Genomic DNA, 16,224 nt, shown 5'->3' with positions numbered 1-16,224 from the left:
CACTTAAAGTCTCATTAATATCTTTAGAATTGATATTCATATTAGCAGGAGAATCTAGATTTATTTCCTTGCTATTATACATAAAGACATAATTGGATGTTTTTTCAATTTCTCTAATTACATCATTTAGAGTCACCTTGTTTTGCAATCTATCTTTTTCGGATGCAGATACTTTTTGAGGTGAAATAGATATCATTAGCCCTACTATTAATGCTAATGATATTTTAGTTAAAAAAGCTTTTATTTTTCTTTTCATAAGTATTAGATAAAAAATTTAATATTTCAGATTTTTATAAAATCTTGTAAAAGATACCATTGGATGTTTCTTCATAGGCTTTTCATTACTTTTATATTATTACTTTTATTTTTCTTCTATTTAAAGCTTGATTTTCATCAATGAAAGTCCACTTTAATTTTATAGACGCTGATAAATAATCCATAATTTGATCTATTGTTTCATTTCTAAAAATAGCTCGAATACTATAATCTACTGTTGACTTCCCTTCTGGATTTTCCAACACGATTTCGACATTATAATGCCTTTCAAGTTTATTCAATATCTCTAATAAAGAAGCTTGTCTGAATACTAACTCACCATTCTTCCATCCTGATTTTTCATCAATGTCGGTTTTTTCTACTTTTAAATAACCATTTGAAAGGCTAGCCAAATTACCAGGAGTTAACTTCGTTTGTTCATTCAATCTGTGATTTATAACATTGAGACTACCTCTTATTAAGGTTACTTCCATTTTATTATCTTTTGAGTAAGCGTCAACATTAAATTCTGTTCCATACACATAGGTAGAAATACCATATGGTGTGTGTACATAGAAAGGGTTTTCTTTATTACTTTCAACACTAAAGTAAGCTTCTCCATCGAGAATAACCTCTCTCTTCTTATCTGTAAAACGAATAGGATATTGTAGTTTAGATCCAGAGTTTAGCCATACAACCGAACCATCAGGTAAATCATATTTTACAATGGTTCCAAGAGGTACCATAACTTCTGCTACCTGCTTTTTATTAAATTTATCACTCTGAAACATTAAAACAGATAACACAATAGTAGCTAGGAATAAAGGGATAGCTAAAACTGCAGCATATCTCATTAGACGATGTATAAATTGACTCTTTTCTAATATGCTTATTTTACTTCGAGTTCTTTTGTAAGCATCATCCATATCAATACTCTCTATCATCTTAATTTTATCGTATGTCTCCTTCGCTTTTTTTAAGTCTGGAGTATCTATTTTAGAATCTTTACCGTTAATATTCATCATTTCGTTTTTATTCACTTCTATTAGTAATACAATATCGTCTTCTAAAAAGGACTCTAAAAGTAGAAAATTTAAATTATTGATGTACTTTTTTGTTTTAATCAGTAGATTTGTACATATTAACGTGAATAATATAATATGCTTAAAGAGAGTGATAAACTTATTTTCAATAGACTTTTTCAATCCTATTACGGCCCCTTTTGCATTTATGCCCAACGGTTTATAGACAATTGGGAGGCTTGTGAAGATATTGTTTCAGATGTCTTTGCAACTCTATGGATGAATAGAGAAGAGGTTTGTTTGGAAGAAAACACAGCTTTGGGATATATAAAGGTCTGTGTACGAAATAAGTGTTTAAATATTATTAAGCATAGGAATGTTAAATCCAAATACATCGAAGAATCCCTTTTCCTCTCACAAAACTCTAATTGCTCAGAAGAAATTCATACTCTTGACGAGTTATATGAACAGTTACACAAAACTCTTCAGCTATTACCCGACGAACAACAAAAGGTTTTTATCAGAACTTATTTTGATGGCAAATCACAGCAAGAAATTGCTGAAGAATTAAACATTAGCGTAAAGACTGTCGGCCGGCATAAAAAGAGGACCATCGATTTCTTAAAAGATAAGCTTAAAGATTATACTCCTCTTATATTATTACTAAATATTTTATCTATTTAAGAATAAGGTCTTACACCATTGATAGATGCAAGACCTTGATTCTTATTGAGTATTTAATTCTTCTCGTAAAAACTTAGGAGTATAACCAATATTCGATTGAGCTACTTCCTCTGGAGTTCCATGTCCTAAGAGTTTTCCACCGCCCCTACCTCCTTCTGGACCTATATCTATAATATAATCTGCTGTTTTAATAACATCAAAATTGTGTTCTATTACAATAACTGTGTTACCTTTATCTACTAGTTTATTCAATACACCTAACAATACTCTTATATCTTCAAAGTGAAGACCGGTTGTAGGTTCATCTAAAATATAGATTGTTTTACCTGTATCACGTTTAGATAGTTCTGTAGCTAACTTCACACGCTGGCTTTCTCCTCCGGATAATGTTGTCGAAGATTGACCTAATTTTATATATCCCAAACCAACTTCTTGAAGTACTTTAATTTTATTCAAAATTTGAGGTACATTTTCAAAGAATTCGACAGCTTGGTTTATAGTCATGTCCAATACATCAGCTATAGATTTTCCCTTAAATCTAACCTCTAAAGTTTCTCTATTATATCTTTTCCCATGACAAACTTCACAGGGCACATATACATCGGGAAGGAAATTCATTTCGATAGTCTTATATCCATTTCCTGAACAAGCTTCACATCTTCCTCCTTTTACGTTGAAAGAAAATCGCCCAGGTTTATAACCTCTAATCTTAGCCTCTGGCAATTCTACAAACAGCTTACGAATATCAGAAAACACCCCTGTATAGGTCGCTGGATTTGAACGAGGAGTACGTCCCAATGGAGATTGATCTACATTTACTACCTTATCTATATATTCTATTCCTTCTAATTTATCATAAACTAACGGATCTTGTAATGAACGATAAAATGTTTGAGACAGAATAGGCTGTAAAGTATCATTAACCAAAGTAGATTTACCACTTCCAGATACCCCTGTAACACATATCAAAACACCTAAAGGAAACTCAACATCTATCTGTTTTAAATTATTTCCTGATGCTCCTCGTAGCCACAAAGATTCACCATTCCCTTTCCGTCTGACAGAAGGTATTTCTATTTTCCTAGAGCCATTTAAATACTGTGACGTAAGTGTATCTGTTTTCAACATCTCCGTTGGGGTTCCTACAAAAACCACTTCACCACCTAATCGACCAGCTCTCGGTCCTAAATCAACTACATAATCTGCTGCTAACATCATATCCTTATCATGTTCAACAACAATCACAGTATTTCCTAAATCTCTGAGTTTTTTTAACGAATTTATTAAACGAAGATTATCTCTTTGGTGTAGTCCAATACTCGGTTCATCTAAAATATAAAGAACATTGACTAGTTGAGAGCCAATTTGAGTAGCTAAACGAATACGCTGACTTTCTCCTCCTGAAAGGCTGACAGAACTACGATTTAATGATAGATATTCCAATCCTACATCTAAGAGGAATCTTAGTCGAGTATTTATTTCTTTCAATATTTCAACAGCAATAATCTTTTGTTTACTGTCTAAATAAATATCTACATTCTCAATCCACTCGTGAAGCTCAGCAATGTCCATTGTAGATAACTCAAAGATGTTTTTATCATGAATTTTAAAGCTCAGAGCTTCCTTGTTCAGTTTAGCACCTCCGCATGCAGGACAAACCATTGTCTTAGCAAACTGATCAGCCCATTTTTGAGCTGTTGCAGAAGAGTCTTTATCTTGCAACATTTGAATATACTTTATTACCCCTTCAAATGTGACAAAGTAATCTGATGATGTACCAATTAAAGTATTCTTGATTTTTATCCTTTCATCTGACCCATAAAGAATTTCTTCTATTAAATCATCAGCCAAATCTTGAATAGGAGCTTTTATGTCTTCTTCATACTTTTCTAGCAAAGCTTCAATTTGCCAGAATATCATAGAGTTTTTATACTTACCTAGAGGAGCTATTGCTCCATTATAAATAGATAGCTCCTTATCAGGAATAACTTTATCTACATCGATCTGACTAACAACTCCCAGTCCTTTACATTTTGGACAATAACCTTGTGGGGAGTTAAACGAGAAGTTATGAGGTGCTGGTTCACGATAAGACAAACCTGTGGCAGGGCACATTAAACGCTTACTATAATGACGAACTTCATCACTATCAGCATCTAAAATCATGATAAGACCATCACCCTGTTTCATTGCAACAGAAACACTCTGCTTCAATCTTTCAAAATCAGAGTTAGACACGACCATTTTATCAATTACAATTTCAATATCATGGTTCTTATATCGATCTAATTTCAATCCATATACAATCTCTCTAATCTCTCCATCGATTCTGACATTCAAATAACCTCTTTTTCTTATTTGCTCAAAAAGTTCTTTATAATGTCCTTTACGAGCTTTCACGACAGGGGCAAGCAAGTAAACTCTCTTGCCTATATAATGATTTAAGATTAAGTCAAGAATCTTCTCTTCAGTGTATTTTACCATTTTCTCACCTGAGAGATAAGAATACGCGACACCTGCTCTTGCATACAACAATCGTAAGTAGTCATAAATCTCAGTTGTAGTACCCACTGTAGAACGTGGATTTCGGTTAGTAGTCTTTTGTTCAATTGAGATAACCGGACTCAAACCTGTTATTTTATCAACATCAGGACGCTCCATATTCCCTAAGAAATTACGAGCATAGGCTGAGAATGTTTCTATATATCTACGTTGACCTTCTGCAAAAATGGTATCGAAAGCCAAAGAAGACTTACCACTACCACTCAATCCTGTAATAACAGTAAGGCTATTTCTTGGAATTTGAACATCTATATTTTTAAGGTTGTGTACACGAGCACCGTATACATTTATATATTCAGTTTCTTGCATATTCATCATTCACAGATTCATTATAACACCTTTCATCCTCTAGTCTTATAAAAGACTAGAATAAAAAGTAATCATTTTGGCATCAAACCACAAAATTAACGTTTACAACTGAATTATAGTTTCAATTAAGCCATAATTATTTTCTTAACCGTGATTCTATGTGTATATATCAGTTTATTTGTACCTTTGCTTAACTTAAGGTATTAATTCTTTTAGACTATAGAACAAAACAAGAATGAATAGAATAAAGCGCATTTTCTTAATATTTACTCTATTAAGCTGCTCTGTTTTAAGCGGTTTTGCACAAGACGCTACAGATTTTTTCTTACATACTATTCAAAAAGGAGAAAACTTATACTCCATAGCAAGTATGTATAAAGTTAGCAAGGAAGATATTATAAAGCTCAATCCAGGTTCAGACCGAGTAATTTATACAGGTAAAGCCCTTAAAATACCTCAGAAAACGGTACAAAAGAAAGATGACATCTTTTATACGATAAAGCCTGGTGACACCTTATATAGACTATCTGTTGATTATAAAGTTTCAACACAAGCTATTATGCGTGCAAACCCAGGGTTGAGTGCTCAGAATTTTCGTAGTGGTCAAGTTATTCGAATACCCAAAACATCTGAACAAGACGTACAACAAGAAATTGTAAAACGCCAGCAAGAGGATGATCTAATTCAATCTGATATTAGACCAGCAGTAAAACCTCGATGCAAAGAAATGCACAAGGTAAAAAGACGTGAAACTATTTTTAGTGTCAGCCGGAAATATGGCATTACAGAACAAGAATTAATCAATGCAAACCCCGAGCTCAAAGATGGAATGAAAAAGGGCATGTTTGTTTGTATACCATACCCAAAAGAAACTTCTCAAAAAGAAGATATAGCAGAAATTATAGAAAATCCATTTGTTGTAGATAATCCCCCTACTGATTCTGAAGTTTTTAAAGAGTTAGAAGAAGAGGTTTCTTACAAGGCTTTATCAACTATTAAGACAGCGATTATACTACCTTTCCTTCCTGAAAATGGTCATAGAGGTGAATCTATGAGAATGATTGAATTCTATGAAGGATTTCTCCTAGCCGTAGATAGCCTAAAACGCTCAGGTGTTTCTGTGGATATGTATGTATATGACTCTGGTAAAACAGAGTATTCTATTAATACAATATTGTCAAAGCCCGAGTTGAAGGAGATGAATGTAATTGTTGGACCTTTATATCAAGTACAAATCAAGCCTTTAGCAGAGTTTACTCAAAAAAATAATATAAGACTTGTTATACCTTTTTCAGCAAAAACAGATGTAGTATTCAATAATCCATCTATTTATCAAATTAACACTCCTCAATCTTATTTGTATAGTGAAGTCTATCAAAACTTTGCACGTAAATTTGCAAATCCAAATGTTATTTTCGTCAATGCTCAGCAGTATGATAATGGAAAAGAGGAGTTTATAAAAGGATTTAAACAAGATTTAGACACCAGATCCATTGCCTATAAACATGTAGCGGTAACCGATTCTGTAGGATCTCTAGCAACTAAGCTAAACCCACAAAAAGCAAATATCTTTGTACCAACTAGTGGCAAAGATGTCACTCTTATAGAACTTATACCGAAGTTAACTCAATTAGTAGAAAGATACCCTGAACTAAATATAAGTATGTTTGGATATCCTGAATGGCAAACTTACACACGAGATCATATTGATAATTATTTCAAATTAGATACGTATTTCTACTCTTCTTTTTATACAAACAACTTATTACCGGCTGCCAAATCCTTTACACGCTCATACCATAAATGGTATAGTAAAGAGATGATTGACACCTATCCTAGATATGGAATGCTTGGCTTTGATATAGGGTATTTCTTTATAAAAGGATTATCTATCTACGGAACTGCTCTTGAAACTAGGCTAAAAGATTTGCACCTAGATCCTATACAGACAGGATTTAATTTTAATAGGGTAAATACTTGGGGAGGTTTTGTTAATAAGAAAGTATTCTTTGTACATTTTAATCGTAACTATGAATTGGTTAAAATTGATTTTGACTAATACAGAAGTAAATAAATTATGCATAAATTACGACAAATAATAATCCTTTGCCTCTTCTTACTAACCTGTAACTTAGTAAAAGCTCAAATAGGAGATATGAGGAATATACTTAGTGTAGGAGGTAATGCCGGAGTAAATATAAACTCGGTAATGTTTACACCAACAGTTAAACAAGGTACACTTATTGGACCTTCATTTGGTGTATCGGCTAGATATATCTCTGAAAAATATTTTGCAATGATTTGTGGAGCTCAATTAGAAATTAATTTTTCGCAAAGAGGATGGAAAGAGCAATTTGATGAGCAACCAGAAAACAGCTATAGCCGTACGATGAACTACATAGAAATACCGTTTTTGGCACATTTAGCATTCGGAAAAGAACCTACAGGTGTACAATTTTTTATTCACCTAGGTCCAGAAATAGCTTTTTTAATCAGTGAGAATGAAAAATTCAGTGATCAGTTTGAAGCTAGTAATGTGACTATGGCTCAATATGGTAAGACTGCAGAGAATAAATTTGACTATGGCATTACTGGAGGTTTAGGATTAGAGTGGAAAACAAAAAAGGCTGGAAACTTTTTAATTGAAGGAAGATATTATTTTGGATTATCTGACTTTTATAATAATTCTAAGAAAGATTATTTTGATAGATCCGCTCATAGTGTCTTCACTATAAAATTATCTTATCTATTTGATCTCATAAAAAAATAAAATCATTAAACTCAAGAATAAATTAAAGGCTACTTAACTCGCAAATTAAGTAGCCTTTTTATTAATCTATAGATAATAAGATAGATATGGTATCACCAGCAAAACTCGGGCGATAACTTATTAAGCAAATAGTTTAGTCACTCTAAAGAGGAAGAAACTAATATCTGTACCCCCCTTAGTTGAGTTCTAAAGGCTTTTATTTTAGCGTTAAACTTTCTGCTAAAACATTTGGTGATCGAAGCCTTTGTTATAGGTTTCTTTAAAAGAAGGATCTGGTGCGAAAAAAATCTCAGCTCTTTCTTTTTGCTTATCAAACCATTTGTCTGCAGATTTTAAAAGAAGATATCGTCCTCTTGCTAGTAATTGTTTCTTCATATCTCCATTACTAAAAGTTAGAGGTTTATAGGTCTTACCTTCCCATTTTGCTTGTTTAATCGCTAAATTTTCTTCTTCTATGGCTTCCCGTCTATGTTTTACTCGTACCTCTTGCACCGCTTCATTGGCTAGTTTCTTCAGATGAAATCAGTCAATTACTCAACAGGCTTGGATCACCTCAAGGACGATGTCGGTGTCATCGTATCAGCTTAGTCTTATCCATCAATACTTTACTAAAAGTAATATGCTAGTTAAGCAGTATTGTCTAGCCTATTATTCTAATATAAAGGATATTCGGACAATTCTTGTTCTAAATAGCCATATTTGGTTATATCTTTCAGTTAAATTGTAATAACTTTTCAAAAAATAGTATCAATAAATAACAGATTTTAGAAAACAATATATATTTACAACTCTTTAAAAAAACAGATTATTAACTAGCATATAGAATAAAGAAATAGAAAGTTTTTAATATACCCAACTTTAACCTTCACTTACAGTATATCGTAAACATATTCAGACAAGTGAGGGTTTTTAAAACCTCAAATTTATTATGAATAAAAACATTTTTCAAAAAGCATCAATGCTTTTTGCAGGGATCATTATATCCTTGTTTTTAAACTCTTGCTATAACAAGATTGAAGAAGAATTAGTTGATAGCGAAATTCCTATACACATTAAAACGAATATTATACCTATCCAAACACGGATGGATAATAATCAGTTTGAGGATAAGGATGTCATTGGAGTTTTTCTAACCACTTCAAAAAACAAACAGAAAGACTACTATCTATCTAATATTCCATTCAACTATAAATCATCAACCTTTACTAGTAAATCAGTCATTTATTATCCCAAAACGCAAGAATCTTGTTGTATATATGGATACTACCCTTTCGACATAAATGTACTCGACAAAGAGTCTGGATTATTTCATGTAAAAGTAGAGTCTGAACAAAATAATAAAGCGAAATTAAATTTATCAGATTTTTTAACAGCCACAACAAAAGATGTATATGCAGATGTCAAACCTTTAAATCTAAATTTCAAGCATAGAAACACAAAACTTAGAATAAGTCTTGAACCTTCTGAAGGATATACTGCAGATGACTTATTGAAAACGATGCCAAAAGTAACATTGCATCATATGCCAACTAATGCACTCTACGATATTGAAGATGACAAATTTAGTGAACACACTAATTTTCAACCAATCAAACCTTTAATAGAGTGGAAAAACGAAGCTAACAAAGTAACTGGTGCAGAAGTTATATTACTACCTGATTTTATATTTACAGAAGACCAATACATATCTTTAGAAGCTGAAAATATTATTTACACTTGTAAAATACCTAAAGATTTACTTTTAAAAAGTGGAACAATTAATAGTTTACTGATTCATTATAACCCAACAAAAGGCATAGAAATAGGACAAACTAATCCACTTATTTCAGATTGGGACGAAGGTATCAACAAAGAAACAACTGCCAACGAAAGTAGTAAAGCGATCTCAATAAGCTCTCTTTTGTTTGAAAAATCGAATATTTGCAATCTCGTAAATAGCAAAGGAGTGATTAGAGCTGAAGTTTGTAAAGAATTTCTTAACAGTCCAAATCTTACTACTCAAGCTATTGTTCTTTATCCTGTAAAAGAAAATAAACCTCAATTAGATAAAGGTATTCTTTTAAAAAGATTGGGGGAAGACTCATGTCTTGATGGCGGAAGTATAAATTGGAACTTAAGTGAAAACACATTTACTTATACGGCTACAGACCAAGTAATTCAGTATTATTTATTCATAGCTGAAGATGGATCAATATCCTTTGAAGAACCTCAAAATGCAGAATTTATTCATATAGAAGAAGCACTCTTGAAAGATAACAGAAAGGATGAACACCAAACTTATCCTATAGTTAAAATAGGAACACAGTATTGGATGCAAAAAGAGCTAAATACTATTTATAAAAATGATGGTACCCCACTCGCATTTCAAAAAGATGAGCTAACAATAAATGCAGGATTCTCAACCTTTTCAGAAGCTCCAGGATATAAGTTTTACAATGTTGCAGCACTAGAATCGGAACAGATAGCGCCAAAAGGCTGGAAAATCCCTGAAGTAAAAGATGTAAGCAAATTATCAGAATACATAAATAATAAAGTTGATTATCTCAAGGGTTGCTCTTGCTGTATGAAAGAGCAATTATACAATTGTAGTTATTTCTCTGCACCCAAGACAGGTGTTTATAAAAACTCATTTATTACGGGTTCAACAACCTATTGGTGTTATGATAAAAATGATACAAATAAATACAGAATATATGTACTCCAACACCTGGATAATAGAAAAGAACCCGAGATTAAAGAACAAGATAAAACAGTCCTTTCAACTATTCGATGTCTGAAAAATTAATAAAAAAAGCGAGACTGTTTTAAGGCAGTCTCGCTTTTTGATTTTATCAATTTACTTGAACGTCAGTTTGGGATATTTTCTTGGTTTTTGCTTAATCAATCCTGAACGATAGGCTACTAATAGCTTTTCGAGATCTTTGATCTGAGTTTTTAATTCCTTACCTATATCAGTATCTCTTACCATCATACGCTTTGTATTCATTTCAACAAGGAAAGATGTAGATTTAATATCAATACCTTCCTCTATTGCTTTTTGACGAGATTCAAAAGGCTCGTGTTGTACCAACTGCATTCCCCTAGAGTTAAATACCAAGGTATAGCCAGCAATTCCAGTTTCTGGCTGATATGCTCTAGAGAAACCACCATCAATGACAAGTAACTTACCTCCAGCCTTTGTTGGTTCTTCTCCCTTTTTGGTCTTAACAGGTACATGTCCATTGATAATATGTGCATGAGCAGCCTCAATACCAAACTCCTTTAATATCATATCACAGGTTTCTACGCTATCTCTCAACTTATAGTAATGACCTTTTTCTTCTTTATGCAGCTCTTTCTCTGCTACAAAATAACGCTCAAAGGTAGCCATCTTACTCTTATCAAAAGTTGGTGCGTCTTTACCACACCATAGATACCACATATAATCTTGAGCAAACAATTTTTCTTCATCTGAATCATCAGCGAAGTAGGCTGTACGAACCAATTGATCAATTCTATCTAAAAATGCCTTACCGGCATATTTGTGCTTTCCAACAGTTACTTCTTTGAAACTTCCATTTTCAGCCAACGGGATAGAAGCATGATAAAGTAGATTTCCATTAGCTACCTTATACATACTACCATTAGCATACATACATCTCATATGTTTGTGAAGTTTTTCGCTATTCATAAATGAAGCATATATCTTATTCATCAAATCAGCTTCCTCTGCACTAAGTTTATAAGGATCTTTGGGATCAATCGTTGGAAAATTCATATCCAACATCTTATACTCTTTGCCATCATACTTTAACACACCCTTTTCAAAATCAATAAGATGTAAGAGATTTCTATCATTCATCTTATATTCGGGATGTCTATTTATGATTTCGGCTTCTAATTTAAATTGAATGATAGAAATTGCCTTTTGCATTTGAGCAATACGATGTACAGTCTTTTTATCATAAGGTTCATCAGCAAATTTCACTCTTGGGGTAAAAATGTTACAAGGATCATCTCCATAAACATCCATAGCAAAAGTAGCTAATGGTAACAAATTGATACCATATCCATCTTCAAGAGTATTCAAATTGGCATAACGCATACAAATTCGAATAACATTTGCCATGCAACTTCGATTACCACAAGCTGCCCCCATCCAAATAATATCATGGTTACCCCACTGAATATCAAAATTATGATAATTACATAAGGTATCCATTATAATGTGAGCACCTGGACCTCTATCATAGATGTCTCCAACAATATGTAATGAGTCTATTATTAATCTTTGAATAAGATTAGACATAGCTATTATAAAAGCATCAGCACGACGTGTGGAAACTATAGAGTTAAAAATGCCATTCACATACTCCAATTTGTTTTGGTTGGGTTCAGTAGTATTTTCGTGAAGTAACTCTTGAATAATATAAGAGAATTCATCAGGAAGAGCTTTTCTTACTTTTGAACGAGTATATTTTGAAGATACTGTTCTACAAACTTCTACCAATTGATTCATAGTAATGAGATACCAATCATCAATATCATCTTCAATAGCTTTTACTATTTCTAGTTTTTCCTCTGGATAATAAATGAGAGTACACAAATCTTTCTTTTCAGTTTCACGAAGAGTGTTTCCAAATAGCTCATTTACTTTTCTTTTGACAGAACCTGAAGCATTTTTTAAGACATGTTGAAAAGCTTCGTATTCGCCATGAATATCAGTTAAAAAGTGCTCAGTACCTTTTGGAAGATTTAGAATGGCTTCCAAATTAATAATCTCTGTACTTGCTTCTGCAATTGTAGGGAAACTACGCGACAAAAGTTTCAAGTAGCGTAAATCGCCAACTATGCTTTCAGTTGTATGTGTAGTCATAATTATATAAGGTTAATGGTTAAAAAAATTTCTATCATAATAATAACATTAAAAGAACTTGCGAAATGATAACACGCAAGAACATGCTTAGGGGATAAACTGTAGCATAAGCCACTGAAGAATGTTTACCTTCTATTGTATCATTAACATAATTCAAGGCCATAGGGTTTGCCATACTTCCACATAGCATACCCGCCATAGACCCAAAATCAATTTTCATTGTCTTTAAAGTTACAATTCCTACAATCAAAACAGGTACAATTGTAAGTAAAAATCCGATTGCTATCCACAGTGCTCCTTCTGGTCGGAAAACAGTTTCGAAGAAATGTTCTCCTGAATCCAATCCTAAACAAGCTAAATAAAGAGTAAGTCCTAAGCCCCTCAACATTAGATTTGCACTGGGAGTAGTATAGGTTATCATGTGCATTTTAGGACCAAATGCACCGATTAAAATTCCTACAACAATAGGACCACCAGCTAAACCTAGTCGTACAGGAGCACTTATACCAGGCAACACAATAGGTATAGCTCCCAAAGCCAAACCTAAAACAATACCAATAAAAACAGCTACTAGATTGGGCTCATTCAACTGCTTTACTGTATTTCCTAGCACTTTGGTTACTTCTTCAATAGCTGAAGATTCCCCTACGATAGTCACTCTATCACCTAACTGAAGAGTTAAATCGGGAGTAGCTAACAAACGAACATCAGAACGAAAAATACGACTAATATTTATACCATATTGATTTCTTAATCGCAAAGTTTCTAGTTTTTTCCCATTGATTTCTGGACGAGTTATAACTACATCCTTGGATGTTAACTGGTTATCAATAGCATTCCAATCAACATCTTTCTTATTCCAATCTTCTGGCTCATGTGTACCAAATAAGATGGTTAATTTTGCCACATCAGCTTCAGTACAGACAACTAATAATCGATCGTTTTCTGCAATAACTTTATCAGAAGTAGGTATACTAACCATTCCATCTCTCCAAAGTCTTGATATTACAAATTTAGATTGAGTAAGACGACCTAGATCCTTAATTTTACGCCCATAGATTGCTGGGTTATGAACTTGAAAAGCTCCAATATAAGTATTGTCGGAGTCATCAGAATTATCAACCACCATATCTTGCTTCTTTGCTATAAATTTTCGAATAAATATAATGGCAAAAATAACGCCAACTACTCCTAGGGGATAAGTTACAGCACAGCCAAGTGCAGGACCTGTAGCATCCATACCCATTTGTTTTAGGGTAGTTTGGGCTGCACCCAACGCAGGAGTATTCGTGGTGGCTCCACAAAGAAGTCCAACCATATCTGGTAGTGATATTTCAGTAATAAAGCTACCTAAAACAGCAAATAGCGTACCAACTAATACAACAGCAATAGCCAATAAATTTAACTGCATCCCTCCTCTACTAAAAGAGCTAAAAAAACCTGGACCTACTTGTAAGCCTAATGCATAGACAAATATAATAAGTCCAAAATCTTCGGCAAAACTCAACATATAAGGGTCGATAGTAATACCGAAATGCCCCATTAAGATTCCGGTAAAAAACACAAAAGTGATACCTAAGGAAATTCCAAAGATTCGTATTTTACCAAGAAAAAGACCGATTGCAGAAATTAAAGATAGAACAACAACTGCCTGAAGAGCTGAGTGTTCTATAAAAATACTATTTAACCATTCCATGAATGTCCGTTACAGTTTTAAGTTTCTAGATGCAAAGATAAAACTATTAAAACATAAAGTCTATTAATAACCAGTTAATAAACTTCACATAGTTCTTCATTACAATCTAATAAATTATTTATAATTAATAGAACAAAGAAATAAAACGACAAGAGTGTCAAGGTTGACCCTCTAGTAAACTCAATACCTCTTTTATTAATAAAAAAAGCGTTGTATTTCTACAACGCTTTTTAATCATTGAGCGAAAGACGGGATTCGAACCCGCGACCCCAACCTTGGCAAGGTTGTGCTCTACCAACTGAGCTACTTTCGCGTTTCAACGGGTGCAAAGATATGGAGTCTATTTATTTCTACCAAACAAATTAGGCATTATTTTTAAAAAAAGTTTCAAAAAAATAACTGCTATCTTCTAAGTAATTCTTTTTCAGACCTTTCTATTTTATCAAAATTAAAGGATTGAAAAGCTTTTTCTCCTAATTTGACAATTTCATTATTGCAAAGATTTCCAATACTTCCCTCATGAGTGTGAAAGACTTCTCTAGAATGAGTGAATTTACCAGCTTCAATATCCAATCCTACTTTTTTATAAGCATCTCTAAAAGGCATACCTTCCAATACCAGTCGGTTAACTTCTTCAACACTAAATATCAGTAAGTACTTATCATCTTTCAAAATATCCTTATTTACCTTCATTTCTTTAATAATATAGGTTGTCATATCCAAACAGTCTAAAAGCTCATTAAATGCAGGAACAAATACTTCTTTAATAATCTGTAAATCTCTAAAATAACCTGAAGGTAAATTATTCATTATAAGCATTATTTGCTGTGGTAGGCCCTGAATCTTATTACACTTAGCACGTATTAGCTCAAATACATCTGGATTTTTCTTGTGGGGCATAATACTTGAACCTGTAGTACATTCATCAGGTAGCTTTACAAAATTAAAGTTTTGACTATTGTACAAGCAAGCGTCATAAGCCAACTTGGCTAGAGTACCTGCGATGGTCGCCATAGCAAAAGAAACATTACGTTCTAGCTTACCTCTTCCCATCTGAGCATACACTACGTTGTAATTAAGAGAATCAAAACCTAGCAACTCAGTTGTCATCATCCTATCTAAAGGAAATGACGATCCATATCCAGCAGCAGAACCTAAAGGGTTCCGATTACACATCTTAAATGCCGCTTGTAAGAAGTATAAATCATCGACTAAGCTTTCAGCATAAGCACCAAACCAAAGTCCGAATGAAGAAGGCATAGCGATTTGTAAATGGGTATAACCAGGCATCAATACTTGCTTATACTTTTCACTCTGCTCAATCAACGCATAAAACAAATGATTTACAGATTCTGCTATTTTTTGTATGCCTTCTCGTGTAAAGAGTTTAAGATCTAATAAAACTTGATCATTTCTAGAACGGCCACTATGAATTTTTTTACCTACATCTCCCAAGCGTCGAGTAAGCATTAATTCAACTTGAGAGTGTACATCTTCCACTCCATCTTCTATTGTAAACTCACCACGCTCTGCAATTGCATAGATATCTATTAGCTCTCTATGAATCATTTCCATCTCTTCATTGGTCAACAAATTGATGTGAGCAAGCATTTTAGTATGGGCTAAAGATCCCATGATATCATGTTTAGCAAGGAAGAGATCTAACTCTCTATCCTTACCTACTGTGAACTTTTCAATATTCTTATTGACTTCAGTCGATTTCTCCCAAAGTTTGTGTGCCATCTGCTTCCTTCTTTTTAATATTGAATCATAGACAACATAGTTGCCATTTTTTCTAATCCATCCATTAGAGGCTTTTTAACCATACCTTGAATAAATGGATTTAATTCTACATCTATTGTAATACGCATTTTACACTCTTCTTCTGTTGTAGGTACTAATTGAACCCAAAGAGTGAAAGGCAATGGAGAGTTTGTTGTTTCAAACTTCACACAGTCAAAAGGATTGCGTTCAACAACTTGAAGACGTATTTCACCAATAGGACTGACACTAAAACTCAAAGAATCTTTATCAAACTTAAGATCCTTAACTTTGTCTTCTGGTAGTTTGT

The 16,224-nt window shown here is 33.1% G+C and carries 12 protein-coding genes and 1 tRNA gene; 4 read left to right on the top strand and 9 right to left on the bottom strand.

What is annotated here, in order from left to right:
- Nucleotides 1-256 (bottom strand): hypothetical protein (locus tag K8V80_RS04475; protein ID WP_276775733.1); only part of this gene is annotated, 256 nt, incomplete at its 3' end.
- Nucleotides 257-347: 91 nt separating this feature from the next.
- The gene (locus tag K8V80_RS04470; protein WP_276775731.1) at nt 348-1,280 is read right to left on the bottom strand and encodes a FecR family protein; all 933 of its coding nucleotides are present in this window, start codon (nt 1,278-1,280) and stop codon (nt 348-350) included.
- 135 nt (nt 1,281-1,415) lie between these two features.
- Here K8V80_RS04470 and K8V80_RS04465 point away from each other — a divergent pair, with 135 nt between their 5' ends.
- Nucleotides 1,416-1,961, top strand: a complete 546-nt coding sequence (locus tag K8V80_RS04465) for an RNA polymerase sigma-70 factor (RefSeq protein WP_276775729.1) — start codon at nt 1,416-1,418, stop codon at nt 1,959-1,961.
- A gap of 42 nt (nt 1,962-2,003) precedes the next feature.
- Here K8V80_RS04465 and uvrA read toward each other — a convergent pair whose 3' ends face one another.
- Nucleotides 2,004-4,832 (bottom strand): excinuclease ABC subunit UvrA, encoded by a 2,829-nt coding sequence (gene uvrA / locus K8V80_RS04460; RefSeq protein WP_276775735.1) that lies wholly within the window; start codon nt 4,830-4,832, stop codon nt 2,004-2,006.
- A gap of 235 nt (nt 4,833-5,067) precedes the next feature.
- Between uvrA and K8V80_RS04455 the strand changes: the two genes are divergently transcribed.
- Both K8V80_RS04455 and K8V80_RS04450 read left to right on the top strand, forming a co-directional pair.
- Nucleotides 5,068-6,891: a PBP1 and LysM peptidoglycan-binding domain-containing protein gene (locus K8V80_RS04455; RefSeq protein ID WP_006744332.1), complete on the top strand. Its 1,824-nt coding sequence runs from the start codon at nt 5,068-5,070 to the stop codon at nt 6,889-6,891.
- An 18-nt stretch (nt 6,892-6,909) separates the two neighbouring features.
- Nucleotides 6,910-7,602 (top strand): porin family protein, encoded by a 693-nt coding sequence (locus K8V80_RS04450; RefSeq protein WP_276775727.1) that lies wholly within the window; start codon nt 6,910-6,912, stop codon nt 7,600-7,602.
- A 219-nt stretch (nt 7,603-7,821) separates the two neighbouring features.
- On the opposite strand, the gene K8V80_RS04445 is transcribed toward K8V80_RS04450, so the two are convergent.
- Entirely contained in the window at nt 7,822-8,118 is a 297-nt protein-coding gene (locus K8V80_RS04445; protein WP_423773060.1) for a transposase, read from the bottom strand.
- Nucleotides 8,119-8,530: 412 nt separating this feature from the next.
- On the opposite strand from K8V80_RS04445, the gene K8V80_RS04440 reads away from it, so the two are divergent.
- Nucleotides 8,531-10,387 carry a fimbrillin family protein gene (locus K8V80_RS04440; RefSeq protein WP_276775723.1) on the top strand — a complete coding sequence of 619 codons (1,857 nt, stop codon included), beginning with the start codon at nt 8,531-8,533 and terminating at the stop codon, nt 10,385-10,387.
- A 51-nt stretch (nt 10,388-10,438) separates the two neighbouring features.
- Here the strand turns inward: K8V80_RS04440 and K8V80_RS04435 are convergent, their stop codons facing one another.
- The 5 genes from K8V80_RS04435 to K8V80_RS04415 form a co-directional block, all read right to left on the bottom strand.
- Entirely contained in the window at nt 10,439-12,457 is a 2,019-nt protein-coding gene (locus tag K8V80_RS04435) for a fructose-1,6-bisphosphatase (RefSeq protein ID WP_006745623.1), read from the bottom strand.
- 34 nt (nt 12,458-12,491) lie between these two features.
- Nucleotides 12,492-14,153 (bottom strand): putative transporter, encoded by a 1,662-nt coding sequence (locus K8V80_RS04430; RefSeq protein ID WP_276775720.1) that lies wholly within the window; start codon nt 14,151-14,153, stop codon nt 12,492-12,494.
- 240 nt (nt 14,154-14,393) lie between these two features.
- Nucleotides 14,394-14,466, bottom strand: a tRNA-Gly gene (locus K8V80_RS04425).
- Nucleotides 14,467-14,555: 89 nt separating this feature from the next.
- Nucleotides 14,556-15,896: an argininosuccinate lyase gene (gene argH / locus K8V80_RS04420; RefSeq protein ID WP_006743979.1), complete on the bottom strand. Its 1,341-nt coding sequence runs from the start codon at nt 15,894-15,896 to the stop codon at nt 14,556-14,558.
- A 14-nt stretch (nt 15,897-15,910) separates the two neighbouring features.
- Nucleotides 15,911-16,224 (bottom strand): SRPBCC family protein (locus K8V80_RS04415; protein WP_276775718.1); only part of this gene is annotated, 314 nt, incomplete at its 5' end.

This window comes from Bacteroides coprosuis (assembly GCF_020741705.1).
Lineage (GTDB): Bacteria > Bacteroidota > Bacteroidia > Bacteroidales > Bacteroidaceae > Bacteroides_E > Bacteroides_E coprosuis.
Note: the sequence above shows the minus strand (reverse complement) of the source record. Positions and strands in the feature narration are given on the sequence as shown.

What these genes read in the sequence shown, in the direction of transcription:
- K8V80_RS04435 (WP_006745623.1), bottom strand. Translation starts at nt 12,457, where the DNA reads ATGACTACACATACAACTGAAAGCATAGTTGGCGATTTACGCTACTTG.
- K8V80_RS04465 (WP_276775729.1), top strand. Translation starts at nt 1,416, where the DNA reads ATGCTTAAAGAGAGTGATAAACTTATTTTCAATAGACTTTTTCAATCC.
- K8V80_RS04455 (WP_006744332.1), top strand. Translation starts at nt 5,068, where the DNA reads ATGAATAGAATAAAGCGCATTTTCTTAATATTTACTCTATTAAGCTGC.
- K8V80_RS04470 (WP_276775731.1), bottom strand. Translation starts at nt 1,280, where the DNA reads ATGATGAATATTAACGGTAAAGATTCTAAAATAGATACTCCAGACTTA.
- K8V80_RS04450 (WP_276775727.1), top strand. Translation starts at nt 6,910, where the DNA reads ATGCATAAATTACGACAAATAATAATCCTTTGCCTCTTCTTACTAACC.
- argH (WP_006743979.1), bottom strand. Translation starts at nt 15,896, where the DNA reads ATGGCACACAAACTTTGGGAGAAATCGACTGAAGTCAATAAGAATATT.
- K8V80_RS04430 (WP_276775720.1), bottom strand. Translation starts at nt 14,153, where the DNA reads ATGGAATGGTTAAATAGTATTTTTATAGAACACTCAGCTCTTCAGGCA.
- K8V80_RS04440 (WP_276775723.1), top strand. Translation starts at nt 8,531, where the DNA reads ATGAATAAAAACATTTTTCAAAAAGCATCAATGCTTTTTGCAGGGATC.
- uvrA (WP_276775735.1), bottom strand. Translation starts at nt 4,832, where the DNA reads ATGCAAGAAACTGAATATATAAATGTATACGGTGCTCGTGTACACAAC.